Below are 24,362 nucleotides of genomic sequence, written 5' to 3'. Positions count from 1 at the left end.
TTTACCAGCGTGGAATGGTGGTCGTCACATCCGCATTCTGCGCGCGCTGGCGCAGGAAGTGATCCATCAGCACGATCGCCAGCATCGCTTCTGCGATCGGCACCGCGCGGATCCCCACGCACGGATCGTGACGTCCTTTGGTGATCATCTCAACTTCTTCGCCATCGCGGTTAATCGTGTGGCCCGGCACGGTGATGCTGGAAGTTGGCTTCAGCGCGATGTTGGCAACAATCTGCTGCCCGCTGCTGATACCGCCCAGGATGCCGCCCGCATGGTTGCTCTGGAAGCCCGCTTTCGTAATCTCATCGCGGTTTTGGCTGCCGCGAAGCTGAACCACGTCAAAGCCGTCGCCAATCTCTACGCCCTTCACCGCGTTGATGCTCATCAGCGCGTGGGCAATGTCGGCGTCGAGACGGTCAAATACCGGCTCGCCCCAGCCAGCCGGGACGCCGTCGGCCACCACGGTCACTTTCGCGCCAATGGAGTCGCCCTCTTTTTTCAGGCCACGCATCAGTTCATCCAGCGCCTCAAGCTTGTCGGCATCGGCGCAGAAGAACGGGTTTTGTTCAACCTGATCCCAGTCTTTGATCGCCAGCGGAATGTCGCCCATCTGGGTCAGACAGCCGCGGATAACGATGCCAAATTTCTGCTGCAGGTATTTCTTAGCAATCGCCCCTGCCGCCACGCGCATCGCGGTTTCACGCGCGGAAGAACGTCCGCCGCCGCGATAGTCGCGGAAGCCGTACTTTTGTTCGTAGGTGTAGTCGGCGTGGCCCGGACGGAAGACGTCTTTGATGGCGCCGTAGTCCTGGGAGCGCTGATCGGTGTTTTCGATCAGCAGGCCAATGCTGGTCCCGGTGGTGCGACCTTCAAAGACGCCGGAGAGAATTTTCACCTGATCCGGCTCGCGACGCTGCGTGGTGTAGCGAGAGGTGCCCGGGCGACGACGGTCGAGGTCGTGCTGTAAATCGGCTTCGGTCAGTTCGATGCCTGGCGGTACGCCATCAACGATACAGCCCAGCGCCAGCCCATGTGATTCCCCAAAGGTGGTCACGCGGAATACCTGTCCAATACTGTTTCCTGCCATCACGGCTCCGATGTTGTAGTTTGTGTTTGAGCGATGTGAAACGGGCCGAAGCCCGCTGGATTAATCTTTATAGATGCTGAAGTATTCGCGCGCGTCGAGCAGCTGCGCTTTGGTCAGCATAAAGACGCCGTCACCACCGTTGTCGAACTCAAGCCAGGTGAACGGCACATCCGGGTACTGCTCTATCAGATGTACCATGCTGTTGCCCACTTCACAAATCAGAACGCCGTCGTCGGTCAGGTAATCCGGCGCGCAGGCCAGAATGCGGCGGGTCAGCTTCAGGCCATCAGAGCCTGACGCCAGACCCAGCTCCGGCTCGTGACGGTATTCGTTCGGCAGATCGGACATGTCTTCCGCATCAACGTACGGCGGGTTGGTGACGATAAGATCGTACTGCAGCGTCGGCAGATCGCGGAACAGGTCGGAGCGAATTGGCGTAACGTGATGGATCAGGCCGTGCTCTTCGATGTTGTGCTCGGTCACGGCCAGCGCGTCGGTGGAGATATCTACCGCGTCCACTTCCGCTTCCGGGAAGGCGTACGCGCAGGCAATCGCGATGCAGCCGCTGCCGGTACACATATCCAGAATGTGCTGCGGCTGATGGCCTATCAGGCCTTCAAAGTGGTTGTTGATCAGCTCGCCAATCGGCGAGCGCGGCACCAGCACGCGTTCATCGACATAGAACTCGTGGCCGCAGAACCAGGCTTTGTTGGTCAGGTAGGCGACCGGAATGCGCTCGTTCACGCGGCGGATCACGCGCTCAACGATGCGGTGTTTTTCGCTGGAAGTCAGGCGCGCGGTGCGCATGTCTTCCGGAATGTCCAGCGGCAGGTAGAGAGACGGCAGCACCAGCTGTACGGCTTCATCCCACGGATTATCGGTACCGTGACCGTACCAGATATTAGCGGCGCTGAAGCGGCTAACCGACCAGCGCAACATGTCCTGTATGGTATGCAGCTCGTTTACTGCTTCATCGACAAAAATTTTATCCACTCTTTCCTCCAGGGCATGCTCGCATAATTTTCGGCGGCTAGTTTGCCATGAAGACGGCGATAAATCAGCAATGACGCGTCGCGCTTGAGGTTAAAAAATGCGTTTAGTCGGGTACACTGTCGGAAATACGAGATGAGAATGACGAATGAAAAAGAAAACATCGCTCAGCGAGGAGGATCAGGCGCTCTTCCGTCAGCTGATGACCGGGACGCGTAAAATCACGCAGGACACCATCGTCCATCGCCCGCTGCGTAAAAAAATCAGCGAAGTACCGGTCAAGCGCCTTCTGCAGGAGCAGGCCGATAACAGCCACTATTTTTCAGATGAATTTCAGCCGCTGCTCAACACGCAAGGGGCTGTGAAGTACGTACGCGAAGACGTCAGCCATTTTGAGCTGAAAAAATTACGCCGCGGGGATTATTCGCCGGAGCTGTTTCTCGATCTGCACGGTTTAACGCAGATGCAGGCGAAACAAGAGCTGGGGGCGTTGATCGCCGCCTGTCGCCGTGAACATGTTTTTTGCGCCTGCGTGATGCACGGCCACGGTAAACATATCCTCAAGCAACAAACGCCGCTGTGGCTGGCTCAGCACCCACACGTAATGGCTTTTCATCAGGCACCGAAAGAGTACGGCGGAGATGCCGCGTTGCTGGTGTTGATTGAAGTGGAAGAGTGGCAGCCGCCAGAGTTGCCCTGACAGAATGGCGGGAAGCACATTGCGCCCCGCCATATCGCACGTCACGTCAGATCGCTTTTGCCATCTTCAGGTTGCACGGACTCATTTGCCAGTTGAAGACACCTTTGCCCGTTTCGTCGAGAGAAACATTGGCAATGGCGGATGTCGTGAACATCGGAGGAGTCTCGCCCGGGCACAGCTCAGATACCAGATAGCCAACCAGTGGCAGGTGGGAAATGACCAGCGCGGAGGCGACACCTTCATTGCACAGCGCCTGAAGATAAGCGCTGACAAGGCCTACATCGCCACACGGGGTGAGTTCAGGCAGAACATCCACACTGGTCGGCAGGTTCATACACTCCCCTACCACATCCAGCGTCTGTTCTGCACGCAGGAACGGACTCACCAGAACGCGTTCGATGTCCACTTTTTGACCGTTAAGCCAGGTCGCCATCAGACGAGATTCGTCGCAGCCACAGACGGTCAAAGGACGTACTGAGTCACTGGCGGCATCGAGTGCCGCGTCGCCGTGACGCATGATAAAAACTTGCATATTGCACCGCTTTTGTTAACCAGAATCACCGGCGTTAACTACCCGCGATAAATGCTAAGAGGTAGAAAACCCGATGGCCGGGCATTGTGCCTGATCCATTCGGTGAATGAAACGCTGTTTTTTACCTCAATGGCGTAAGTATAGTCAATCTCTGTTTACAAAATCGCCAGAACAGGTCCATTCACTTCAGGATTTACCCTTCTTTGACCTCAGCTTACGAGGACAGTTTCCCTTGCAGGCCAAAATGTCTGGCCGCGTTCCGCCATCTGCAATAATTGGTCACACGGTGTAAACCGTGGACCATATTGCGAAGCCAGACGTTGCAGGATAGCAACCACTTCACCCGCGCCGAGCGTATCCATGTAACGGAACGGGCCGCCAAGGAACGGCGGGAAACCAATGCCAAATACCGCGCCGATGTCACCATCGCGTGCACTCTTGATCACCTGCTCATCAAAGCAGCGCGCCGCTTCATTGAGCATCATCATCACGCAGCGCTCAGCGCACTGAACGGCGGACAGTTTTCCCTGACCTGTGGTCGAAATGAGTCCATATACCGAAGGGTCGACCTGTTTCCTGCTTTTACGCCCTTTCGCGCCGTAAAGATAGAAACCGCGTTCATTTTTTCTGCCTTTGCGATCGTCCTTCAAAATCGCAGAAACAATGTTTGCAGGTGGGCTAAAACGATCGCCATATGCAGCTTCCAGCACTGGTATAATTTTAGTGCCGGTGTCTATTCCCACCTCATCCAAAAGTTGGATTGGGCCAACGGGGAAACCAAACTTTACCAGCGCCTCGTCGACGTGCTCAATCTTCTCCCCTTCCGTCAGCAACCGCATTGCTTCATTAATGTAGGGAGCCAGAATGCGGTTGACGTAGAAGCCAGCTTTGTCCGCTACCACAATCGGGGTTTTGCCCTGTTTTTTCGCCAGCTTCACCACGGTGGCAACAGTTTGCGGACTGGTAGTCGCGTGCGGAATAACTTCCACCAGCGGCATTTTTTCGACCGGGCTAAAGAAATGCAGCCCAATCACCTGCTCCGGGCGCGCGGCTTTCGCTGCGATATCGCCAATCGGTAATGACGACGTATTGGAGGCAAAAATGGTATGCGGGGCGCAATGTTGCTCAACGTCTGCCACCATCTGCTGTTTAAGCGCCAGATCTTCAAACACGGCTTCAATCACCAGATCGCGGTGCGCAAAACCGCTGTAATCCGTCGTACCGGATATCATCGCCAGGGTTTTGTCGCGCTCGCTTGCCTTGATATGGCGGCGCTTGACCTTTTGATCAAGGTTCTGCCAGCTATACTGTAGCGCGTGATTGATCCCCTTAGGATTAATGTCTTTGATTCGTACAGGCAATTTGCCTTTGCTGGCGGTAACAAAAGAAATTCCGCCACCCATGAGCCCCCCACCCAGTACGCCAATCGCACGCAGCGGAGCGGGCTGCGCCTCGCTGCCCGGATCTTTTTTCACTTCCGTGCTGGCGAAGAAGATGCTGCGTAGCGCCTGCGACTGCGGCGTCATCGCCAGTTCGCCAAAGGCTTTGGCCTCCGCGGCATAGCCGCTGCTGCTTCCCTGCGACAGCCCGGTCTCGATCACTTCGAGGATCCGCTTTGCCGCCGGGTAATTGCCTTTGGTTTTTTGTTCGGTCTTTTTGCCCACCATGTTGAACAGGAGCGTTCTTCCCAGCGGGCCGGCCAGCACGCGCTCACGTACCGGCAGAGGACGTTTTGCCTGACGCCCTTTCAGCGCAAGCTCAACGGCGGCTTCCAGCAAAATGGACTGCGGCACGACGTCATCGACCAGACCGGCTTTCATCGCCTGACGGGCACGCAGCTGTTTACCGGTTAAGATCATCTCCAGCGCCGTGCTTACGCCCACCAGGCGCGGCAGTCGTTGCGTTCCGCCGGAGCCAGGCAGCAGGCCCAGCTGCACTTCCGGCAGACCCAGAATCGTTTTCGCATCGTCGGTGCAAATCCGGCTGTGACAGGCCAGCGCCAGCTCAAGCCCACCACCCAGGCAGGCACCGTGGATCGCGGCAATGACCGGGATCGGCAGACCGTTGATCTCCGCCATGACCTGCTGGCCCTGACGCGCCAGCTCTTCGGCTTCCAGAGCGCTTTGCGCCCGGGCGATCATGTTGATATCCGCGCCGGCGATAAAGTTATCCGGCTTGGCAGAGATAAAGACCAGACCACGAATCGCTTTGTTGTCGCGGATCTGCTTTAGCATCGTGCGCACCTGAACACCAAATTCGGCCTTCAGGGTATTCATCTTTTCATCAGGCACATCGATCGTGATAACGGCCACGTTATCGAGGCGAACCGTCAGATTAAATGCAGATGGCATATCCATTATTCAGCCTCCAGAACCATTGCTGCGCCAAGGCCACCCGCCGCACAGGCGGTAACGAGGCCAAACCCGCCGCCACGGCGACGGAGTTCATGTAAAGTTTGCGTGATCATCCTCGCCCCTGTGGCGGCAAATGGATGACCGTAGGCGATAGAGCCGCCCAGCACGTTGAATTTACTTTGATCCACTTCGCCTGTGGCATGGGCGCGGCCCAGCACATCGCGCGCGAAACGCTCGCTTGCCAGCAGCTGTACGTTTGCCAGGGTTTGCGCGGCAAACGCTTCATGCATATCAATCAGGGTTAAATCAGCCAGCGTCAGCCCCGCGCGCTCCAGCGCCAGCGGCGTGGACCACGCCGGACCTAACAGCATGTCCTGCCAGACATCAATGGCGGTGAAGGCATAGCTGCGTAAATAGCCCAGGGGAGTGATGCCCAGCTCCTTCGCGCGGGATTCGGTCATCAGGATCACGGCGGCGGCGCCATCCGTCAGCGGCGTACTGTTCGCCGCCGTCACCGAGCCGTGTTTGCGGTCAAACGCCGGGCGCAGTTTGGCGTAATCCGCCAGCGTTGAGGTGCCGCGAATATTGTTATCTTCCACAAGCGGTTCACGGTAGGGGGGAATATAGGCGGTCATGACCTCGTCGGTCAGCTTGCCTTCCGACCAGGCTTTTGCCGCAAGCTGATGCGAGCGATGCGCCAGAGCATCCTGCTGTTCACGCGTAATGCCGTACGTTTTTGCCATCTGCTCGGCGGTATCGCCCATGCGCAGGCCGGTGGAGTATTCCGCGACGGCAGGTGGTACAGGCATGAGGTCGCGCAGGCGTAAACGCGAGAAGAGTTTGAGTTTCTGACCCGTCGTGCGGGCTTTATTGGCATCCACCAGGATGCGCGCCAGCTTTTTACTGACCCCAATTGGCAGCACCGAAGAGGAGTCGGCTCCACCCGCAATCCCGGCGCGAATCGTGCCCGCCATCAGGCTTTCAGCGACGTTAGCCACAGCCTGGAAGCTGGTTGCGCAGGCGCGGCTGACGCTGTAGGCATCGGTATGCACGTTCATCCCGGTACCGAGGACGATTTCACGCGCAATATTGGGGGCTTCAGGCATCTGCACGACCTGACCGAATACCAGCTGTTCGATGACCTCAGGCGGAATTTCGCTGCGAGCCAGCATCTCCCCCACTACCATTTTCCCCAGGTCGACGGCCGGTATGCCATGAAACGCCGTTGCCTGACGCGCAAATGGCGTGCGCAATCCACTGACTATGGCAATGCGATCGCCCTGACGGGTAATAAGCGGTAATGCCTGACTCATAACACTCCCCTGTAAAAAATTTTCGCAAACATAAAGTGGTCTGACCTGATAATAGTCTTAACCATTTTTTTACATTCAGCCAATCGGGGAAACGAAAAAGTGCGAGCTAAAACACAGAGAAGAAAAAGAAAATGCCCCCAAGGAAAAAGCAAAACGGTAACCCACAGGTTACCGTTTTTAGTGTTTGCACCCTCTCCCGTGGGAGAGGGCTGGGGGTGAGGGCATCAGGCCGCAGAGATTAACGCAGGCCCAGCTGGAAAATCAGCGTTTCTGCTTCGCAGGCGAAGATAAAGTCGATGTCCAGCTTCACGCCGCCTTCCACTTCGGTAAAGGTAGACTTGATTTCACACGGATCGGATTCAACGTCACGCGCACGCTTGCTCAGCGCGGTCAGGGTCTCTTCCGCTTCGGCACGGTTGGTGAATACACGGCTGTAAGAGGCGGTGCAATCGGTGTTGTCCATGATGGTCCCAACATCCATACAGCAGCAAACCGGGGTTTCATCAGCACTGCATTTACTCATAGCTCAATTTCCTCTGTATTCGCGCAGCGCGCGAGATAGACACGATGCTGATATTTTACGCCCCGGAGCGGGCGCTCTCCAGCCGTTAATGGCGCAAAATCGGAGAAGTGACCAATATCACACTAAAAAATGATCTAAAACAAAAACCACCCTTTTGGGTGAGTCGTGATGGTCACAATTTTGCCAACCAGATCTCGTTTCACGAAACATGTTTGAAAATATTAATAAACAAACTTGCAACATTCCGGCTGGTCAGACCTATACTCTGGCCACTGGTCTGATTTGTCTGTCATACCTCAGACCCTACACTTCGCGCTCCTGTTACGGTATGTAACAATTATTGAATAAAAATAACTCAATGAGGTTATGGTCATGAGCCAGAAAACCCTGTTCAACAAGACTGCGCTGGCAGTCGCAGTGGCACTCGTCTCCACTTCCGCCTGGTCAGCGGGCTTTCAGTTAAACGAATTTTCTTCCTCTGGCCTTGGCCGTGCGTATTCCGGGGAAGGCGCTATCGCTGATGATGCGGGTAACGCGAGTCGTAACCCCGCGTTGATCATGATGTTCGATCGTCCGACTTTTTCTGCCGGTGCGGTTTATATCGATCCTGATGTCAACGTTTCTGGTAAGTCGCCTTACACGGGTGCGAGCCTTAAAGCAGACAATATTGCCCCAACAGCATGGATCCCAAACCTGCACTTCGTTGCACCTATCAACGAACAGTTTGGCTGGGGTGCATCGGTAACGTCTAACTACGGCCTGGCTACCGAGTTCAATAACAACTACCCGGCTGGTGAATACGGCGGTAAAACAGACCTTACTACGCTGAACCTCAACCTGAGCGGTGCGTATCGCCTGAACGATAACTGGAGTTTTGGCCTGGGCTTTGATGCCGTCTACGCCGATGCGAAGATCGAACGTTATTCCGGGGAACAGACCGCTCGCCTGCCTAAAAACAGCAATAAAATTGCCAGTCTTGAAGGTGATGAGTGGGGCTATGGCTGGAACGCCGGTATCCTGTACGAGCTGGATAAAAACAACCGTTGGGGCCTGACCTATCGTTCCGAAGTGAAAATTGACTTCGACGGCGATTACAAGAGCGGTATCCTGACGCCTGTGAACAATCTGGTTCCAGGTGCGGGCACCACCATTCCTTGGGGAACGTCCAACCAGACCGTTCCAGGTTCACTGTCACTGCATTTGCCAGAAATGTGGGAAGTCTCCGGTTACAACCGCGTTGCGCCACAGTGGGCTATTCACTATAGCCTGGCCTATACCAGCTGGAGTCAGTTCCAGGAGCTGAAAGCGACCGGTACCAATGGTCAAACGCTGTTCTATAAGGACGAAAGCTTCCACGACGCCTATCGTATAGCGTTGGGTACCACCTACTACTACGATAAGAACTGGACTTTCCGCTCCGGTATCGCATTTGACGACAGCCCGGTTCCGGCAGATAAACGTTCCATTTCCATTCCGGATCAGGACCGCTTCTGGTTAAGTGCTGGCGCGACCTATGCGTTGAACGAGAATGCATCCATCGATGCGGGCGTATCTTATATGCACGGTCAGAAAGTGACGTTCAAGGAAGGTCCGTACGAGTTTACCTCTGAAGGTAAAGCCTGGCTGTTCGGTACGAACTTCAACTACGCGTTCTAATCGCGCTGGAATCAAAAAAGGTGAGCATTGCTCACCTTTTTTATTTACTCCGAATCGATATCTTTTAGTTCGTTTTCGATCGCCTTCGCGTTTGGATTCTCTTCCGGCTTCAGCTTGCCGCCGTTGGCAATAAAGTCATGATTCTGGAAGTACGCTTCACGCACCATAATGTACGGGTCAGAAGACTGGCGCAGCAGACCATCGGAGTCGAGCAGTTGCGCGCGGGTTTCAATCCCTTCCACCGTCCATTTACCCACCGACAGCGGCCAGGTCAGCCACGACAGAACCGGATACAGCGTATCCACCATATCGCCGCCATCATCACGGAGGGTGAAACTACCGTAGAACGGTAAATGCACGTACGGACCATACCCGACGCCATAGTGTCCCATCGTGCTGCCGAAACGGTGCGGTTGTTCACGCTGCAGTTTCTGGTTAGCCATACCTGCAACATCAATAAAGCCACCCATCCCCAGAATGGAGTTCAGGAAGAAGCGGGTAAAGTGGACCATCCCCTGATACGGGTCGCCCTGCAGGAAGTAGTTCACCATTACCGCAGGCTCTTCGAGGTTGCTGGTAAAGTTACTTAACCCGTTACGCGCAGGTTGTGGAACATAATCGCGCCATGCTACTGCCACCGGACGAACCACATACGGGTCCAGTACGTTGTAGTTGAAGCTATACATTGAGCGGTTAAATCCTTCGAGAGGATCGGAGCGTCCCGTTTGCTCACCGGAGCTGGCGCAGCCCACAAGCATCGTCGCGCCAAGCGCAAGCGCCGACAGCCGAAGTTTCATAAATATCTCCCTGTTCAGTATGGCTATCGTTGATTGCCATCCGTAACGGAGCCGTTGACGCTCCGTCTGTAAACGTGCAAGCGATTGTAACAGCACGTTTACCGATGTCTATGAGCACAATTACGGGCAGTAACCACCGTGACTCTGATCTCAGCATAGCCTGGCTTTTGGAATTCGTTTCGCTGGCAATTTTATAATGACTTTGAAAGAGATGTATCACCTTTGTTGTCATTGCCGCCAATTTAAGAGCATCCCCACAGGCATCCCGATAAAAGCCGCTACGCTTAACAGAAAGATCAACCTCCGGGAGCAGATATGAAAGATGTAGGCGAAGAAAAAATTGGCGAGAGCACTGAGGAGCTTGAAATTGAAAGCGAGGAGAAAGCGCGCGGCGAGAAGATAGAAATTGATGAAGATCGCCTCCCCTCCCGCGCAATGGCCATCCACGAGCATATACGCCAGGATGGTGAAAAAGAGATGGAGCGCGACGCGATGGCCCTCTTCTGGTCAGCCATTGCTGCCGGACTCTCAATGGGCGCATCTCTGCTTGCGAAAGGGATATTTCATGTGCAGCTGGAAGGCGTACCCGGTGGATTTTTACTGGAAAACCTCGGCTATACCTTCGGCTTTATTATTGTCATCATGGCCCGCCAGCAGCTGTTTACCGAGAACACGGTGACCGCCGTTCTGCCGGTGATGCAAAACCCCACACTCGGTAATTTCGGTTTATTGATGCGGCTCTGGAGCGTGGTTCTGCTGGGTAATATCATCGGCACGGGCATCGCGGCATGGGCGTTTGAATATATGCCGATCTTTGATGAACCCACCCGGGATGCGTTTGTGAAAATCGGCATGGACGTAATGAAAAACACGCCGGTCGAGATGTTCTCAAACGCCATCATCTCTGGCTGGATTATCGCCACAATGGTCTGGATGTTTCCTTCAGCGGGAAGCGCCAAAATTGTGGTGATCATATTGATGACCTGGCTGATTGCGCTGGCGGACACCACGCATATTGTGGTCGGTACCGTTGAAATCCTCTATCTGGTCTTTAACGGTACGCTTCACTGGAGCGATTTCTTCTGGCCGTTTGCCCTTCCGACGCTGGCAGGAAACATTTGCGGCGGAACGTTTATCTTCGCGCTTTTAAGCCATGCCCAAATTCGTAACGACATGTCGAACAAACGCAAAGCTGAGCTTAAGGCACGGGAAAATGATGATAAATCGACAAAAAAATCGACCTGAATGGTGACTCTTTGAGCAGTCAGGCGGCGATGCGCTTAACGCAAAGTGTAAATAAGGCTATACTCGTGCCGCCTCGTCCCCTTAGTTAAATGGATATAACGAGCCCCTCCTAAGGGCTAGTTGCAGGTTCGATTCCTGCAGGGGACACTTTACCCTCCCGCTTTTTCCAGCACATTCGTCTGTCTACCGCCAGAATTCACTGAGCAGAAGAATCCTGTTTTATTTGAGCGTAACGCGTTGCCAGCTGTTTAAGACGCAACTCCAGTTGAGTCTTTTCTGCTTCAGGAAGCGCATCTCCTGCTGGATGCTGTGACAGGCGCCTGAGTTGTTCTTCAGCCGGTATCGTCTGGTTAAATGACTGTATAGTCGAAAAAACTACCGATTTAAGCTCGCTTACCGTGATGTATTTTCCTTTTTGCTCGTCCAGACTACTCAGCCGATGACTCAGTTGCTGAAGCGTCATCATTCCCTGATACCAGCTGTTCATTGCGTCGACAGGTAACGCTGCCGCGTTAAATTTTTGCTGCCACTGCATTGTGAGCGGTTTCGCCTCCTCCGGCCATAATGTCTGGAGCTGCTTTAACAGCTGAAGGCTGTAGGAAAGATTCCAGTCAGGAGGCAGTTTATCCAGGCGGGCAAGCTGCTGCTGCGTGTCTGTGATAAACGTGGACGGTAAAGTACCTCGCAGTGTTAACGCGTCTTGCTGCACAGGCGTGAGCACTTCAGGTAACGGAGCCAGAGAGGCAAAAGCCTGAGTCGCCAGGGGGTCGGGTCTGGACAAAGAAGCCCATCCCCACGCCACAGCGAAGCACACCACCAGTGTGGAACACATCCCGGTAATAAAGGGCTTCCACTGTCTGACAGGCACGGGGGCTGTCGTACGATCCTCCCCATTCGGCTGATTTTCCTGATGCACAACATATACCCATTTCACTTCTTCGATCGGTTCGGCTTTCTCCAGAGTCGATTCGCTATCGGGCTTCATGTTCACATTCAAATCGGACGTGTCATTACTGCTTTCCAGCCGTTCAGCACTTGAACGTATCAACGTTCGTAACGTATCGAACTGGCTAAGGTGTTTAAGCTCAAGGCGCTGGAGCACCGCGCTCAGGCTGGTAAGTAACGCTTCAGCACGATAAAGCTCACTAAGATGGCTGCTGTTGAATGGCAGCATACGCATGCGCTGCTGCAGGCGCTGGCTAAGGCCGCTAAGGATTTCCATACGAGCGTGTTGCGTCTTCGGCCATAAGATGTCCCACTGGTGGCTAATCAGGGCCTCCAGAATCGCCAGCCCTTCATTCAGGCCAGCTAATCCAGACAGGTGAGTACGAGCAAGGGTGTACCAGGCTGCTGTCTGCAACTCCACACCGTTCTGTTCAAACATTGAGAGACAGAGTCTTTGGACATATTGCCAGTTCACATCAGGGCGAGCAGGATGTGTTAGCTTACTGAGTTCGTCGCGGAGGGCGGCATAATCTGGCAGCGTACGCGGGTCGCCGCCGGTTTTTAACGTTATATGTGTGGTCATTCTGCAGGGCCTGCATATCCGTGTCGGTTAATTTCGTCAGTTGATGTGTAAGGCAGTTTTGCGTGTAGAAACGCAATGACGAATAAAGGAATGAATGTTATTGCTAGGACAGCAGCGCTAAAATCAGATCGAAAAAAACACCTTCATCAAATAGTTTTCCTGACTGAGGTAATGTATCAGGGGGAGTAAACATCCAGTCATTTACGCTCCCCACCCGCATGAACAGGCGTCCTTGAGAAATCGCGCTGTACCCGGAAAAAAAAGTCACCTCGACACAGCCTGCAACTCCCTGTCCATACAGAAATATCGGCATAAACTTAACCGCCCGATTACCATAACGCAGGACGATACCGGAAATATCAAAAGCCCCGCCCTCCACCAGCAGGTCAGGAACGTATACCGTCAGTGGCTCTGCATTCAGTCCGGTATCTGACAGCCAGGCGTCCATTTGCTCCTGAAGCTGAGCCATTCGCATGCGAAACTCTGCAATATCGGCCTGACTCTTGCTAACTGCGGGAACGGGTGAAGGTTGTCGCGCCTGCAACTTCTTCAGGAACTGTGATTTTACTGACATGGTGTTAACTGACCTTATATACGAGGTGTTGTATCGAGATACTGCTGTTGCCTGAGATGCCGCAACAGGACCCGTCCTTCGGGCATAAACTCAGTCCCGTAGCGCACCAGGCCAATCCCTTTAAGTTCAGCGTCAATGGCATAGCGCAGCTCGCCGGGAATGTTCTGCTCCAGCAGAACAACGTCTATCTTTTTCAGACGCGGTTCATACTTGAGCAGGACGGCAGACAATGTGCCCATGAGCTCATGGGCCGTTCCGGGCATCCCCTGCAGGATTTTCGTCATATCGGGCAGCCCGTAATCAGGCAGGTGCGCCAGCGTGCCGGCGCGACAGTTTAGAACGCGCTGCATGTTATCCAGAACCGAAAGGATGACCTGGTTTTCTTCGCTGACCTGATGCAGATCGAACCCACCGGTAAAATTGCCAAATAGCGTCTCGTAAAGCGAGGAACGGGGCGTCTCATTCATCTTTCAGCGCCTTCAGGGTCAGGCGGTTGTTCCCCGCCTCAATGACGCGTGCCTTATCCGGATCGAGGTCATCGCGGCTCATTACCACACGCCAGGTATTGTTCTCCTGGTCCGGTGACATAAACATTCCTGCCACCGCCACGTACTGCGCATTTTCCTCCATTGGTATATCTACCGTGACCGCCCCGCCCGGCTGCAGGAGGATATCTTTCTCCACCAGCAGGTCTGCTTTGATGACCTGACTGTCCTCTTTAAACAGTGACGGATAGTCAGTACTGTCGAACGTTTTGCGATCCTTAAGCTGGTAGATGCGCACCACCGTCGACAGTGCCACGCCGCCAGCATTGCTGTTAACGGCCTCACGGGCACGAATATCCAGATGCAGGGTCTTTATTTGCTTATAAAAAATCGATTTGGTCACAGCAACGGTGCCATCTGTGACTTTTTGAGTCAGCCCACAGCCAGCAAGTATCAGTGTGATACCTACGGCCAGAGCTGCCAGAGGAAATTTACCAGCGATAATCGCCATCTTCATCGGTCTCCCTGCGGTGAATATTTTCCTGTACCCGCTCATAGCGGCCAAGATTGATGGTTATGGTTTTGGAGTGCGTGACGGTGTTCGCTGCATTCAGCGGCCGCATCACGGCGGTGCGGCCCAGCTGCCCGGCTCCGGCATCGGGCTTAATGTTCATCGTCACGTCCGGCAGCAGGCTACGGTCGACGGATAGCTGCAGGCGGACATCCAGGCGAGTTCCAAGATACACATACAGCAGCGTCATCAGGTCCGAGTGGAGCTCCCCGCCCGGTAACCAGCCCAGCACTTCAGTTGAGTCAGTGGTTGTCAGGCGCATCAGCACCTGGCTGTTTACGTCGGTGGCATAGTTACCCATCACCGGACGGTTTGTCAGGGTGACTGGCTGGCTGACGCTCATAACCAAAGGTTTCTTCACAGGCACGCGGCGTTTGTCATGGTGCCAGATTTTCGCCCGTGTATTGGGTGCCAGCAGGCGCACCAGTGAGGTCATACCCTCTGCGGTACGTCCGGGCAGCAACATGACCGGCAGCAGCGCCAGAAAGCGTGAGGCCGGGGTGGCAATGTTTTGTGCACAGCCGTCAATGCCGAGTCCCGCCAGCCCCAACAGGTACTGCGAGATTTTATCCTTCCCACCCTCTTCAAAGGTCGCCGGGTACGAGTATTTACGCCATATGCGATAGTACTGAGCAATCAACCGGTGGTTGAAAATATCGAGGAAATCCGCGGTGGCCTCATACCCTTCCCGCCGCTGGGTAATGTCATCGATATAGTGCGTCGGCAGAGGGGACTCCACGCCGTAGAGCCCCATAAAAGTGATGCGCACATTCGGCGGCAGATGGGAATGTTCAGACTGCTCAATTCCTTTGATTTCAGATGCCGGAAATCCCATGCCAGGATGGGGCCGGAAGCGTACCGGTTCATGTCGTACCTGCCAGGTGCTGCCAGTGACCGGTTTATCCGGCTGGCTTTGCTCCAGCAGCTGGCAGAAGCGGTAAAAGTTGATATATGGTAGCCGGTCCCCCAGTTGCGCTATCAGCCGGGCAGACGCGGACTGTGATTCTCTTTCCACCGGATGCATTTTCCTTCTGGCTGAACAATGAGGGTGAGCTGGTTAAACAGGTTCATATCGGCATACAGCGCAAAGAACCGGTTGAGCATTTCACCGAACAGGTGAATATCGCCCTCACCGGTGAAGCCGTTGCTGTCGATGGTCACTTCGATATCCAGCCCCCGCAACAGGTAGCCCTGCTCAAAACGCTGCAGGCGGTGGTGCTCCACATGCTGAATCGCCTCCAGACGGCGGGTGTTCAGTTCATCCTCCTGCCAGTTATAGAGTGCCAGCGTGCCGCGCAGCACTTCGGCGGTGCTCATCATGTTCAGGAACCCAGAGCCGAGGTGGCTCAGTACCCGCCAGTGAAAACGGTCTTCTGCTGGCGGGTAAACCGGCAGCGTGGGTTTGCAGAGGTTTTTCACCGTCAGTGGCGTCTGCACCACCTGCTCACAGCGGTCAAGCAGCGTGCTCTGCAGCGCCCGGCGCGGTAACTGACCGTTGGTGCCGGTAATTTGCAGCGAAACGGCTTCACGCTCAAACAGCCTGTCATCCTCCCACTGGTGACCACCGAGAATCAGCCAGGTGTCATACAGCCCGGTAACGCCCCGCTTAACGCGGGTGTGGTAATAGCGTGGCGGGGCGTGACGACGCATCATACCGCCCTTGTGACGGAAGCTGCTGAACGGTACATACTCCGCGTCACCAGTCCGGTTTGAGCCTATGACTGAATCCACAGCATAAATCTCGGTATGTCCGTCCTGCAGCCGTTTAGGGCGCAGCAGGTACTCACTTTCAAGCCCCGTAATGGTGAGCGGATCAGCTTCCAGCGTGAACAGGTTTATCACCGGCACGCAGTGCAAACGAACCGCATCATTAGTAACCGGCAGGTCTGATGGCCACAGCGTACTGAACACGACTTCGATGTCGAAGTACTCTGCTCCCACAGGCGGCGTAATCCCGTCCAGACCGTTGAGGTGGACGAACATAAACTTGTCGCGAAAGGTGAAGTACTCCAGCAGCAGCTGGTAGCCGCTGAAGGCAGTATCCCCCTTCGGCCACAGCCCATCTTCCTCCGCAAATCCTCCCGGCGAAAAGTACCCGTCCAGGCGAATACGGTCAGTCTGCCCGGGCAGACGCATATACAAGGCGGCTTGCCGCCTTGTCAGCATCAGGTGTAGCTGGCTGCTGACTGGCGCATCTGCGCCGAGATAGAGGCTCAGGTGGCTGAGGTCCGCATGGGACCAGTCCGCCTGTGTGCTACAGGCAAAACGCATCCGCAGCAGCGAACGCCCGTCAGGCTCAGTGGTCATGGTTACCCCTGAGATGTTCAGCGGATTGAGCATCACATCGCGGGTGGTGCGGTAGCGGCAGACCGTGTTCTTCGGCCCTACCGGGCGGGAGTACACTTCCAGACCCGCGGGCATGACTTCCGCCATCTTCACGGCCTGAAGCACAGGCGTGAACGCCACCACCGAGAGTGACGGAATGGTACGCAGGTAGTGAGGCCAGAGCATACTGACCAGACCTTCGGTAAGTTCCGGCAGATCGTCGTCAATCTTTTCACGCAGCCGCCCCATCGAGAAAGCAAAGCCTTCAAACAGGCGTTCAACATACGGATCGGGTGTGCCGGCCTTATCCAGGTCAAGCATCGCGGCCCGGTCCGGGTGGGTTCGGGCAAATTCTTTGGCCGCTTCACGGAGGTAGCGCATTTCCGCATCGAAATAGCGCAGGGTCAAATCTTCCATTTATTTCTGTTCCTGTGGATTTAACCGCAAAGCACGGCGGCACGAGCAGGATCGACGGCGATCAGTCCGGCAAGTAACTGGTCCATTACCGGCGTAAGGCGGGCCTTATCAGCCTCACTGCGACCGGCTTTCAGGCGCAGGAGTTTCAGATGGCGGGCCTGTACCTCGAACAACAGCTCAGGTTCCCAGTTGCTGAGGGTCACTTCTCTGGCACGATCACCCAGCTCTGCAAACAGGTGCACCGCCAGGTCATTTTTGCCGTACTGTTCAGCAATGCGCCCCATCAGCAGACGCAACAGCCACTTCTGACGATCGGTGGTCATACCCGGCCGGGTCTGTAACCAGCCCAGCGCGACATCCGGGCCTTCGCTGTCGGCCAGTGCCACGGCTTCCGGCTCCAGCGCCAGAATGTCATCGTTACCGGCGGTGCTCGGAGCGGCTGGGGTCTCATTGCCCCACCCGCCGACGGTGTCCAGCACGCTCTGCTGGATCCAGTTCAGAGTCACTTCGTCCGCAAACGGCGTGCCGTCACTGAAAGCCAGCGTCTCCAGCCCGGACAGGCGTGACAACAGCCCTTTCAGATCGGCAGCAATAATGTCAGCCAGGGTGTCCTGCCCTGATTTCGTCAGCGCCTGGTGGATATACCACTGCAAATCAAGCCACAGGTGATTGGCACCGCGGGAAAATGTGCTATCGGCCGTTTCCAGCATTTCAGCCCAGTTCTGTTGCAAGTAGAGGCGTTTGAGTAACGCGCGCTGATCCGCCCTTGGCGGCTCGATGCGTGTACGCCCCTGCGCATCCGGAGCCGGGATGGCCCGCAGGGTGTCATGGCGCAGGCTTTTCATCAGATGATGCGCTGACAACCAGCCGTCAGGCTGCTCGCGCAAGTATTCGGTGAGTATGCGGGCTTGGGACAGCAAATCCTGGCCTGAAGTGATTCGCCCGATGGCCGGGGCATCGCTATGGCTGACAGATGAAGGGGTTTCGCTGGTTCTGGCGTTCTGCGGTACCACCGCATCCATCCCCCCGGCTTTCTGCAAACGACTTTCCAGGGCACCGTACAGCGCATTGAGTTCCGGACGGATTACATCTGGTTCGTTTTCAGTAAGCCCGGCTATCAGCAGCAGCGCTCCGGTGGTACGCATCGCTTCTTCCCTAACAACTTCCGGGTACAGGGAAAGAGAGTCAGTCATGCGCGATCCTGCCAGCCATTCCAGCGCCGCCTTACGGCTGCGATCACGTTGCGGGTGCAGTTGTGTACCAAAGCGCTCCAGCAGACCGGCCAGCAGTTCAAGTCCTTCACCCAGCCCCTGCTCACCTTCGCGGTGCAGCTTCGCCCAGCAGTACCAGGTTGCGACACGGATATCTTTCGCAACGGTGGTTAAAATCTTTTCTGCATGCAGGCAAATAAGCTCGATGTTGGCGCCAGAGAGCTTATTAATTTCCTCGCGAATCTGCTGGAAATCGTCGTCATAACCTGGGTCTTCGCCAGCGGGTGACGCCCCAGACAGCGGCTGCAGCCAGCTGTCCCACTGCGCCACACGCTCACGGGTGGCGGCAAGCAGTGGCCCCTGATCAGCCTGGCAGGCATTAAGTAAGGCATAGAGCGTGCTCATCAATATACGTCCTCTGTAGCATTTCCTGCACTGATAACCTGGTCTGATAGTGTTGCACCGGTGGTGCTGAAGATGGTTTCCGGTAGACGGAAATTGCGCAGCTTCAGCAGTGCCAGCGGCCCCTCTCCAGCTTCGGTACGAAGGGTATAATTGAGGGTGCGACCATCCTGTGCTTTCCAGCTCAGGCTGTAGCTGCTGCCGACGCCCGGGTAAGCACTGACGACGGCTTTATCGAGCAGGCGGATCCAGCCCCATGCACCTGGGATATCAGCGTACTGGCGGGTGCCCGCCTGCGTGCTTATCCAGCTCAGGTTCGCCCCCGGAGCTTCAGTATCAGCAGGCCAGGTGAAGCGCTTCCATGCCGGGAGCTGGTTAACATAAGTCAGCTTCTGGCTGTCGATGATCATGTTGGTCTGCATCACGCCATCGGCAGTACCCGGACGAAGTTCGAAGTTCATCCCTGCATTGCCTTCAGTGAAGGCGATATCGGAGATATAACTCAGGGTGTTAATGGCATTCATGAATGCAGGGTTAAAGGCCAGCCCCTGCGAGTTGATGCTGTCCGGCACCCAGTGATTGCCTTCTTTGTGCAGCACGCCTTTGAGGCGGTTCTGCAGGAACTGTGCAATACGCCCGGAATCTGCATTGAGGTATTTAGCCAGCAGCGGCAGGGATATATCACTGCTGGAATTGTTAAACGGATAGCGTCCGCCGAAGGCACTGTTCCACTCAGCAACCACCGCCTGCTGCCACTGGGCGTTGAGGCTATTGGCCGCTGGGATAAGCACCTGCTGCCAGGCCTGCTCCATCGGACTCACAAAGACTGTCCGCCCAAATCCGCTCCACTCCTGACCCAGACCGGCGGCAATCAGGCTGCCGTAGTCACGAGTTTCAGTCAGGTCTACCGCTTTGCCCTGGAATACTGTCTGGGCGATGGTCTGGGTCATAGCCTGTGGGTCCGCAGCATTCGTTACCTGCTGCAAACGCAGACGCACCTGTGTGATACGGGTCAGGAACGACTGCAAACTTAGCTCCTGTGCCCCCGTGCGGTTCTTGTCCATCAGCGCCAGCACAGGACCAAAGGTCGCATCCAGCGGGCCGTGAACACCGACGCTCTGGTCAATGGCATCTTTGTTGTCACCACCGAGCAGGTTTTTCGCTGATTTAACCAGCGAATCCGAAATAGCTTCGCCTGTCTGCCCGGTACGACCCTGTACATTCAAGGTATTCATCAGCGCCACCAGCGGTGACTGACGCACGTCGGCCATTAGGGTCAACTGTTCAATAGAATCCGACAGCGTGGGCGCCTGGTTCCAGCGCAGGCTGTTCAGAAACTCCAGCCAGGCCCCGCCAAAGTCCGCGAAATAACGCTCCGTCAGGCGTTTTTTCAGCGCTTCCGGTGAGGTCTCATTCTGTTTATTCACCTGCTTGCTGTCAGTGAGCACCCAGTCGAGCTCATCCCGGCGCGCTTTCACCACCTTGTCAATGGCGGGCTGGACGGCCTGCTCCCAGGCCTGGCGTGTGAACATGCCAGGTACAATTTCCGTGGTGCTGAACAGACGGGATGCATCAGTATCGCCAGTCATATCTTCAAGGCGCATATCGACATACAGATGAGCCACCTTGGAGAGCATCTTCTGGTACAGGGTCGATTCACTGTTACGCACGCCCATCAGGCGTACCAGCAAGGAACGCGCCTGGCTGACCATGCTTTCATCAGCACGGAGCTTCCACTCAGGATGCGCAACCAGCTGTGCGCCATAGAACGACAGCAGTGACGGCGCCACGCCCTGCCAGACACCGTCTTTCACACCATCACGTTTTGGCCAGTCGTGCAGCAGCACCGAGCTGAACCAGGCCGCATCCATATGTTCCGGACGGGTAAGCATCAGGTAGAGTTTGAGCTGGTCATAGGTAGCTTTTGCCATCAGCTCACGCAGCGGACTGCCCGGCGGCAGCGCGTTAAACGCACTGATCTGCTTCTGCAGGTGGTCTGCGGCCGCATCCCGCAACAATGGCAGTGCGCTGTCGCGGTAACGTGGCCAAAGTGCGGTCAGCAGGGCATTATTCTGACTCAGCCCGGCCTGCTCATACCATGGCACGCCGTGCTCAGCCCGGTACTGCAGACGGGCCAGCGTTTTCTGGAGTTCAGACAGCGCGTGCAGGCGCTGCTCCAGCGGCTGGTTCTGTCGGGCGGCAAGTGCTGCCTGGGCATTCGCGCCGTCAATCTGGCTGCGGTTGGTGACATACGCGATGCTCATCCACGCAGCCCAGCCCACCATCGCCAGGGCGACAACTGACGCAAACACTTTGCGCCAGGGAACGCCCGGCTTGCGCGGACGCAGTCCAGCAGGAAGCATCCGGACAGATTCAGGCAGAATATCCCAGCGCTTATCCATGCCCCAGTGGTGCGTCACGGCACGTTCGGCACCGGCAGAGGGCTGACTAAACACCACACCAGCCAGCGGCAGCGGGCGGTACGGATTGAGCATCACCGACAGCGGTGCGGTCACGCTTTCCGGCTCACGAATCAGCTGGTCGGCAAGCGTCAGCAGGAAGTTATGTTTCACTTCACCGCAGGTCTGCTGCAAACCCTGTGATATCAAATCCGGTGTCAGGGCGGAGAGCTGCTCTGCCAGCCCTTCGGTATGACACCCGGCAGGCAACAGACAACCGGTCGCCTGCGAAATGCGCCCTTCCGGCTTACCGGCGCGCGGGTGCAGGGACCAGACGTAGAGAGGAAGTTTCCAGCCAATCGTTTCCATACGCGCGCTGATGGCGTGAGACAGGGCATCCATGGTGCTTTCAGACGGCACCGGCAATGGCGGCTCCAGCCCTGGTGCTGAGAGCTGGTCAAAGGCCGAAGTGACCCACACCAGGCCATCCACCTGACGGCGACGCAGCTTACGTAACGCGGTCAGCCAGGCACTGTCGGCTGGGGTATTGAGATCACCGCCCCACAGCAACAGTGTGCCGCGGTCTTCCTGCCAGAGCTGGCCCGTAAGACCCGGAGTCAACTGCTCCACCTCAGATATTGTCCCAGTGACCAGCAGAATGCGTGTTTTACGTCCCCAGCGCCGACCATAGAGGTTACGCATGGCGTCACGGATAGTATCAACGGTGACATTGCGTGGCGGAGTCCGGGCAACTCTTGATTCATCAGAAGGCAGCGCATTGTTCTTCTGCTCTCGCCAGCGATGATACTTTTCCTTCATAAACCGGAACATAAACGGTGTATAGAAAACAATCAGCAAGACTATCCATACGGCAACAAATGCAAGCACTTGCTTCAGTCGGGTATCAAGGCCATGCGAGGGGCCGAAATGAAGGATCAAGGCTACTATAATCGCTGAGATGCAGGCTATTATGCCGGCAAGCCCTCCCCTGCTCCATGTACTACCCGGCATCATTATTTTCACTCCCTGAGGTAACAGTACTGACAAAACGATCAGCACCTGAGGTAAACAGTCCTAAAACAGGTTTGTTGCTGACGAACACGATGTCGGCCAGTAATGTGGCTAGAAGCCACGCACTCCCGCCCCCTGGAATTCCGTTATATTTTTCCAGTACATCAATTTCCTGGGGCACCCACGGTGTCAGAAGTGATTGAGACGCGGTCATTAGATCAGCAAACCCGTCATTCCAGTGCCCGTAATCACAGAACACGTTTGACGTCTGACAGGCGATCGTTTGTGTTTCGAGGAACAACCCCATATCAGCCCTGAAATTTGTCATGTCCAGCGGCATCGGTCGCAATATGCGGGCGGAGTGTGAAAGCTGGTATTTTTCAGCAACATCATCGCTGGTAAGTACCATCGCTGCGAGTGCATCGGAATACTGTTCAGCACCCTGACTCTGCAATATCAGGATCAAATCAATATCGAAAACGGGATTTTTAAGGCGCTCCTCGAGCCAGTCAAAAGAAAGGGCTTCATAACATGAGATCGAACCTGTTAGCTCACGCCCAGGATAAATTTTCCCCCATGATTTGCGAAACCGGGTCTCGAAGTCTGACGAAATCATGTCGCTCATTATGGTGACGTTGAATGGTACTGTCGCAGGCAACATTGATATCGCCTCTTGTACACCGGCCAGACCCAGTTCTAGCAAGGAGGTGGGCGTCGTCGATTTCTCATCAAAATGGCTGGTCAGTGAAAGCAATTGCGGCGCATCTGCAGCATCTGATTTAGCAATGGCGTCAGAGGTCACTCCGGAAGGTAGCAGTATGCAGCTTCCCAGTACGGCCAGATAGCGTCCAGCCCAGGCTTCCCACTGTTGCTGCCCGTATTCAGCCTCCTTCTGCAAAAACTGATGTTCATTGACTGTTCTGCCCCACAGCCACCCCCGCAAGCAAAACAGGAAAAACCAGCCAAGAACCGGGCTGGATGCCAGCCACCAGATATTGAATACAGCCAGTGCCTTAACCATGTCTGACGCATGCAGGATAAACAGCAAAATCCCCACAACCGCGGCCCCCCCCCCTGCCAACAGCCATCCCGTAAAAGATGGCTCAGGAGGCAACGTCATTGTTGTTGCTTTCGTCCTTTCCCAGCCCATTGATTATCCTACTGTGCTGTTCTGAGCACTTGAAATTACAGTACAACCGCACTGACATTTGCAGCCATCGACGACAACAGCGCGATCGTTAAATGTCCGGTGCGGTGATCCTTCCACGATAGGATTAGTTCCATGCCCTTCTACCGGGCAACTAACCATATCACCAACTAATGCGGCTTTTTTTCCGTCGACAGTAATATTGGAAGAGGCGGAGATCACTTTTCCGCCGTGAGAGGTTTTGTCACCAAGCAAAACTAAGCCTTTTGTCATGTTTAATCCTTCAGTCTGCTTACGTCAGGGTGAGTTGATCCATCAGATACAACTGAGCCATCAGGGTAGACAATTTTGTAAAACTCTCCGACTTTATGCTCTTTTGGTGCAATCATTTTAACCAACTTAGATTCATCAAGAGTTGGCATGAATTTTATCTGAATGCTTTTGGCAGAGGAAATCATCTTTATTTGCATAAAGTCTTTCTCACCAAATAAATTCAACATATCATTTGTGCTGATGCGCTTATTACTTTGTATCAAGGGGTAATACGCAGGTGATAAAACGAGCTCAGAATCTTGAATCACCTTAAATAGGCCATTTTTTGTTGCATTGTCATCAAACGCGATTGTTGCATCAACAGCAGTTCCCGGTACTAAACCATTCCCGAGATGAGTAGCATCAGTATATTCAATACCGAAATTGAACTCACTCAGTTTCCAGTTACACTTACCGCCGCCATCTTTAGCTATTTTTGCAATCCATACATCGGATGAGTTCTTTTCCTGAAGAGGTATTTTTATTGGATTAAGCCCTACCTTCTCATAATGCTTTCCATCTCGCATACTCATCAACTCACGCTTGCACGTCGTTGATACGTATAACACTTCAAGAGGAAAAGGCTTTGTATACGAAGACGGGTTTTTTATTTCAATATTAACCCAATCAGTATTCGATGGTGGTGACAATGTTCTGTCAGTTGCCTGAGCGCATCCATTTAGCAATAAAACAAACTGGAGCAAGACGAATGAATTTAATCTCTTATACATTTTCCATGTCCTCTTCACCATAATGACCAAATCTTTTAATAGCATCAGAACC

21 protein-coding genes and 1 tRNA gene are annotated in these 24,362 nt (G+C 54.8%); 4 read left to right on the top strand and 18 right to left on the bottom strand.

The features are described from left to right. Position 1 precedes the first annotated feature (1 nt). Both aroC and prmB read right to left on the bottom strand, forming a co-directional pair. The gene (aroC, locus tag FOY96_RS06010) at positions 2-1,087 is read right to left on the bottom strand and encodes a chorismate synthase (protein ID WP_045888688.1); all 1,086 of its coding nucleotides are present in this window, start codon (positions 1,085-1,087) and stop codon (positions 2-4) included. 60 nt (positions 1,088-1,147) lie between these two features. Further along, entirely contained in the window at positions 1,148-2,080 is a 933-nt protein-coding gene (gene prmB / locus FOY96_RS06005; RefSeq protein WP_033146104.1) for a 50S ribosomal protein L3 N(5)-glutamine methyltransferase, read from the bottom strand. A gap of 145 nt (positions 2,081-2,225) precedes the next feature. Between prmB and smrB the strand changes: the two genes are divergently transcribed. After that, positions 2,226-2,777: an endonuclease SmrB gene (gene smrB, locus FOY96_RS06000; RefSeq protein ID WP_033146105.1), complete on the top strand. Its 552-nt coding sequence runs from the start codon at positions 2,226-2,228 to the stop codon at positions 2,775-2,777. A 46-nt stretch (positions 2,778-2,823) separates the two neighbouring features. Here the strand turns inward: smrB and sixA are convergent, their stop codons facing one another. From sixA to FOY96_RS05980, 4 genes are all read right to left on the bottom strand, one after another. Next, positions 2,824-3,309, bottom strand: coding sequence for a phosphohistidine phosphatase SixA (gene sixA / locus FOY96_RS05995; protein WP_032659231.1), 486 nt, complete (start codon positions 3,307-3,309; stop codon positions 2,824-2,826). 209 nt (positions 3,310-3,518) lie between these two features. Next, on the bottom strand, positions 3,519-5,666 hold the full coding sequence (fadJ, locus tag FOY96_RS05990; protein ID WP_143346654.1) for a fatty acid oxidation complex subunit alpha FadJ: 2,148 nt from the start codon (positions 5,664-5,666) through the stop codon (positions 3,519-3,521). Beyond that, the gene (fadI, locus tag FOY96_RS05985) at positions 5,666-6,976 is read right to left on the bottom strand and encodes an acetyl-CoA C-acyltransferase FadI (RefSeq protein ID WP_033146108.1); all 1,311 of its coding nucleotides are present in this window, start codon (positions 6,974-6,976) and stop codon (positions 5,666-5,668) included. Before fadI ends, fadJ begins: the two co-directional genes overlap by 1 nt. A gap of 238 nt (positions 6,977-7,214) precedes the next feature. After that, positions 7,215-7,499: a YfcZ/YiiS family protein gene (locus FOY96_RS05980; protein WP_045888684.1), complete on the bottom strand. Its 285-nt coding sequence runs from the start codon at positions 7,497-7,499 to the stop codon at positions 7,215-7,217. 372 nt (positions 7,500-7,871) lie between these two features. Here FOY96_RS05980 and fadL point away from each other — a divergent pair, with 372 nt between their 5' ends. Next, positions 7,872-9,155 (top strand): long-chain fatty acid transporter FadL, encoded by a 1,284-nt coding sequence (gene fadL, locus FOY96_RS05975; protein ID WP_064672903.1) that lies wholly within the window; start codon positions 7,872-7,874, stop codon positions 9,153-9,155. 44 nt (positions 9,156-9,199) lie between these two features. Here fadL and mlaA read toward each other — a convergent pair whose 3' ends face one another. Continuing rightward, on the bottom strand, positions 9,200-9,952 hold the full coding sequence (gene mlaA / locus FOY96_RS05970) for a phospholipid-binding lipoprotein MlaA (RefSeq protein ID WP_023312585.1): 753 nt from the start codon (positions 9,950-9,952) through the stop codon (positions 9,200-9,202). Positions 9,953-10,267: 315 nt separating this feature from the next. On the opposite strand from mlaA, the gene FOY96_RS05965 reads away from it, so the two are divergent. Together FOY96_RS05965 and FOY96_RS05960 are read left to right on the top strand one after the other, a co-directional pair. Beyond that, positions 10,268-11,197, top strand: coding sequence for a formate/nitrite transporter family protein (locus tag FOY96_RS05965; protein ID WP_029740160.1), 930 nt, complete (start codon positions 10,268-10,270; stop codon positions 11,195-11,197). Positions 11,198-11,272: 75 nt separating this feature from the next. Then, positions 11,273-11,344, top strand: a tRNA-Arg gene (locus tag FOY96_RS05960). A 49-nt stretch (positions 11,345-11,393) separates the two neighbouring features. On the opposite strand, the gene FOY96_RS05955 is transcribed toward FOY96_RS05960, so the two are convergent. The 11 genes from FOY96_RS05955 to FOY96_RS05905 form a co-directional block, all read right to left on the bottom strand. Then, positions 11,394-12,725: a VasL domain-containing protein gene (locus tag FOY96_RS05955; RefSeq protein ID WP_126327511.1), complete on the bottom strand. Its 1,332-nt coding sequence runs from the start codon at positions 12,723-12,725 to the stop codon at positions 11,394-11,396. A 103-nt stretch (positions 12,726-12,828) separates the two neighbouring features. Then, a complete protein-coding gene (locus FOY96_RS05950) occupies positions 12,829-13,299 on the bottom strand; it encodes a hypothetical protein (protein ID WP_143346653.1) in 471 nt (156 codons plus the stop codon). 14 nt (positions 13,300-13,313) lie between these two features. Continuing rightward, entirely contained in the window at positions 13,314-13,766 is a 453-nt protein-coding gene (gene tssE, locus FOY96_RS05945) for a type VI secretion system baseplate subunit TssE (RefSeq protein ID WP_133549722.1), read from the bottom strand. Further along, positions 13,759-14,295 carry a type VI secretion system lipoprotein TssJ gene (gene tssJ / locus FOY96_RS05940; RefSeq protein WP_172620293.1) on the bottom strand — a complete coding sequence of 179 codons (537 nt, stop codon included), beginning with the start codon at positions 14,293-14,295 and terminating at the stop codon, positions 13,759-13,761. Before tssJ ends, tssE begins: the two co-directional genes overlap by 8 nt. Continuing rightward, the gene (gene tssG / locus FOY96_RS05935) at positions 14,276-15,379 is read right to left on the bottom strand and encodes a type VI secretion system baseplate subunit TssG (protein ID WP_143346652.1); all 1,104 of its coding nucleotides are present in this window, start codon (positions 15,377-15,379) and stop codon (positions 14,276-14,278) included. Before tssG ends, tssJ begins: the two co-directional genes overlap by 20 nt. Next, entirely contained in the window at positions 15,334-17,097 is a 1,764-nt protein-coding gene (gene tssF, locus FOY96_RS05930) for a type VI secretion system baseplate subunit TssF (protein WP_143346651.1), read from the bottom strand. Before tssF ends, tssG begins: the two co-directional genes overlap by 46 nt. Positions 17,098-17,117: 20 nt before the next feature. Continuing rightward, positions 17,118-18,713, bottom strand: coding sequence for a type VI secretion system protein TssA (gene tssA / locus FOY96_RS05925; RefSeq protein WP_033146124.1), 1,596 nt, complete (start codon positions 18,711-18,713; stop codon positions 17,118-17,120). Beyond that, positions 18,713-21,928 carry an ImcF-related family protein gene (locus tag FOY96_RS05920; RefSeq protein WP_415270591.1) on the bottom strand — a complete coding sequence of 1,072 codons (3,216 nt, stop codon included), beginning with the start codon at positions 21,926-21,928 and terminating at the stop codon, positions 18,713-18,715. Before FOY96_RS05920 ends, tssA begins: the two co-directional genes overlap by 1 nt. 181 nt (positions 21,929-22,109) lie before the next feature. Next, the gene (locus FOY96_RS05915) at positions 22,110-23,270 is read right to left on the bottom strand and encodes a hypothetical protein (protein WP_143346649.1); all 1,161 of its coding nucleotides are present in this window, start codon (positions 23,268-23,270) and stop codon (positions 22,110-22,112) included. Positions 23,271-23,273: 3 nt separating this feature from the next. After that, positions 23,274-23,540, bottom strand: a complete 267-nt coding sequence (locus FOY96_RS05910; protein ID WP_143346648.1) for a PAAR domain-containing protein — start codon at positions 23,538-23,540, stop codon at positions 23,274-23,276. Positions 23,541-23,542: 2 nt separating this feature from the next. Further along, entirely contained in the window at positions 23,543-24,310 is a 768-nt protein-coding gene (locus tag FOY96_RS05905) for a hypothetical protein (RefSeq protein ID WP_143346647.1), read from the bottom strand. Positions 24,311-24,362: the final 52 nt, after the last annotated feature.

Source organism: Enterobacter asburiae, from assembly GCF_007035645.1.
Lineage (GTDB): Bacteria > Pseudomonadota > Gammaproteobacteria > Enterobacterales > Enterobacteriaceae > Enterobacter > Enterobacter asburiae_B.
The sequence above is the reverse complement of the archived record's forward strand: the minus strand, read 5'-3'. Positions and strand labels throughout refer to the sequence as shown.

What these genes read in the sequence shown, in the direction of transcription:
- FOY96_RS05910 (WP_143346648.1), bottom strand. Translation starts at nt 23,540, where the DNA reads ATGACAAAAGGCTTAGTTTTGCTTGGTGACAAAACCTCTCACGGCGGA.
- fadI (WP_033146108.1), bottom strand. Translation starts at nt 6,976, where the DNA reads ATGAGTCAGGCATTACCGCTTATTACCCGTCAGGGCGATCGCATTGCC.
- tssG (WP_143346652.1), bottom strand. Translation starts at nt 15,379, where the DNA reads ATGCATCCGGTGGAAAGAGAATCACAGTCCGCGTCTGCCCGGCTGATA.
- mlaA (WP_023312585.1), bottom strand. Translation starts at nt 9,952, where the DNA reads ATGAAACTTCGGCTGTCGGCGCTTGCGCTTGGCGCGACGATGCTTGTG.
- FOY96_RS05905 (WP_143346647.1), bottom strand. Translation starts at nt 24,310, where the DNA reads ATGTATAAGAGATTAAATTCATTCGTCTTGCTCCAGTTTGTTTTATTG.
- aroC (WP_045888688.1), bottom strand. Translation starts at nt 1,087, where the DNA reads ATGGCAGGAAACAGTATTGGACAGGTATTCCGCGTGACCACCTTTGGG.
- FOY96_RS05950 (WP_143346653.1), bottom strand. Translation starts at nt 13,299, where the DNA reads ATGTCAGTAAAATCACAGTTCCTGAAGAAGTTGCAGGCGCGACAACCT.
- tssA (WP_033146124.1), bottom strand. Translation starts at nt 18,713, where the DNA reads ATGAGCACGCTCTATGCCTTACTTAATGCCTGCCAGGCTGATCAGGGG.
- FOY96_RS05965 (WP_029740160.1), top strand. Translation starts at nt 10,268, where the DNA reads ATGAAAGATGTAGGCGAAGAAAAAATTGGCGAGAGCACTGAGGAGCTT.
- FOY96_RS05920 (WP_415270591.1), bottom strand. Translation starts at nt 21,928, where the DNA reads ATGAAGGAAAAGTATCATCGCTGGCGAGAGCAGAAGAACAATGCGCTG.
- smrB (WP_033146105.1), top strand. Translation starts at nt 2,226, where the DNA reads ATGAAAAAGAAAACATCGCTCAGCGAGGAGGATCAGGCGCTCTTCCGT.
- fadJ (WP_143346654.1), bottom strand. Translation starts at nt 5,666, where the DNA reads ATGGATATGCCATCTGCATTTAATCTGACGGTTCGCCTCGATAACGTG.
- tssJ (WP_172620293.1), bottom strand. Translation starts at nt 14,295, where the DNA reads ATGGCGATTATCGCTGGTAAATTTCCTCTGGCAGCTCTGGCCGTAGGT.
- FOY96_RS05915 (WP_143346649.1), bottom strand. Translation starts at nt 23,270, where the DNA reads ATGGGCTGGGAAAGGACGAAAGCAACAACAATGACGTTGCCTCCTGAG.
- tssE (WP_133549722.1), bottom strand. Translation starts at nt 13,766, where the DNA reads ATGAATGAGACGCCCCGTTCCTCGCTTTACGAGACGCTATTTGGCAAT.
- sixA (WP_032659231.1), bottom strand. Translation starts at nt 3,309, where the DNA reads ATGCAAGTTTTTATCATGCGTCACGGCGACGCGGCACTCGATGCCGCC.
- tssF (WP_143346651.1), bottom strand. Translation starts at nt 17,097, where the DNA reads ATGGAAGATTTGACCCTGCGCTATTTCGATGCGGAAATGCGCTACCTC.
- FOY96_RS05980 (WP_045888684.1), bottom strand. Translation starts at nt 7,499, where the DNA reads ATGAGTAAATGCAGTGCTGATGAAACCCCGGTTTGCTGCTGTATGGAT.
- FOY96_RS05955 (WP_126327511.1), bottom strand. Translation starts at nt 12,725, where the DNA reads ATGACCACACATATAACGTTAAAAACCGGCGGCGACCCGCGTACGCTG.
- fadL (WP_064672903.1), top strand. Translation starts at nt 7,872, where the DNA reads ATGAGCCAGAAAACCCTGTTCAACAAGACTGCGCTGGCAGTCGCAGTG.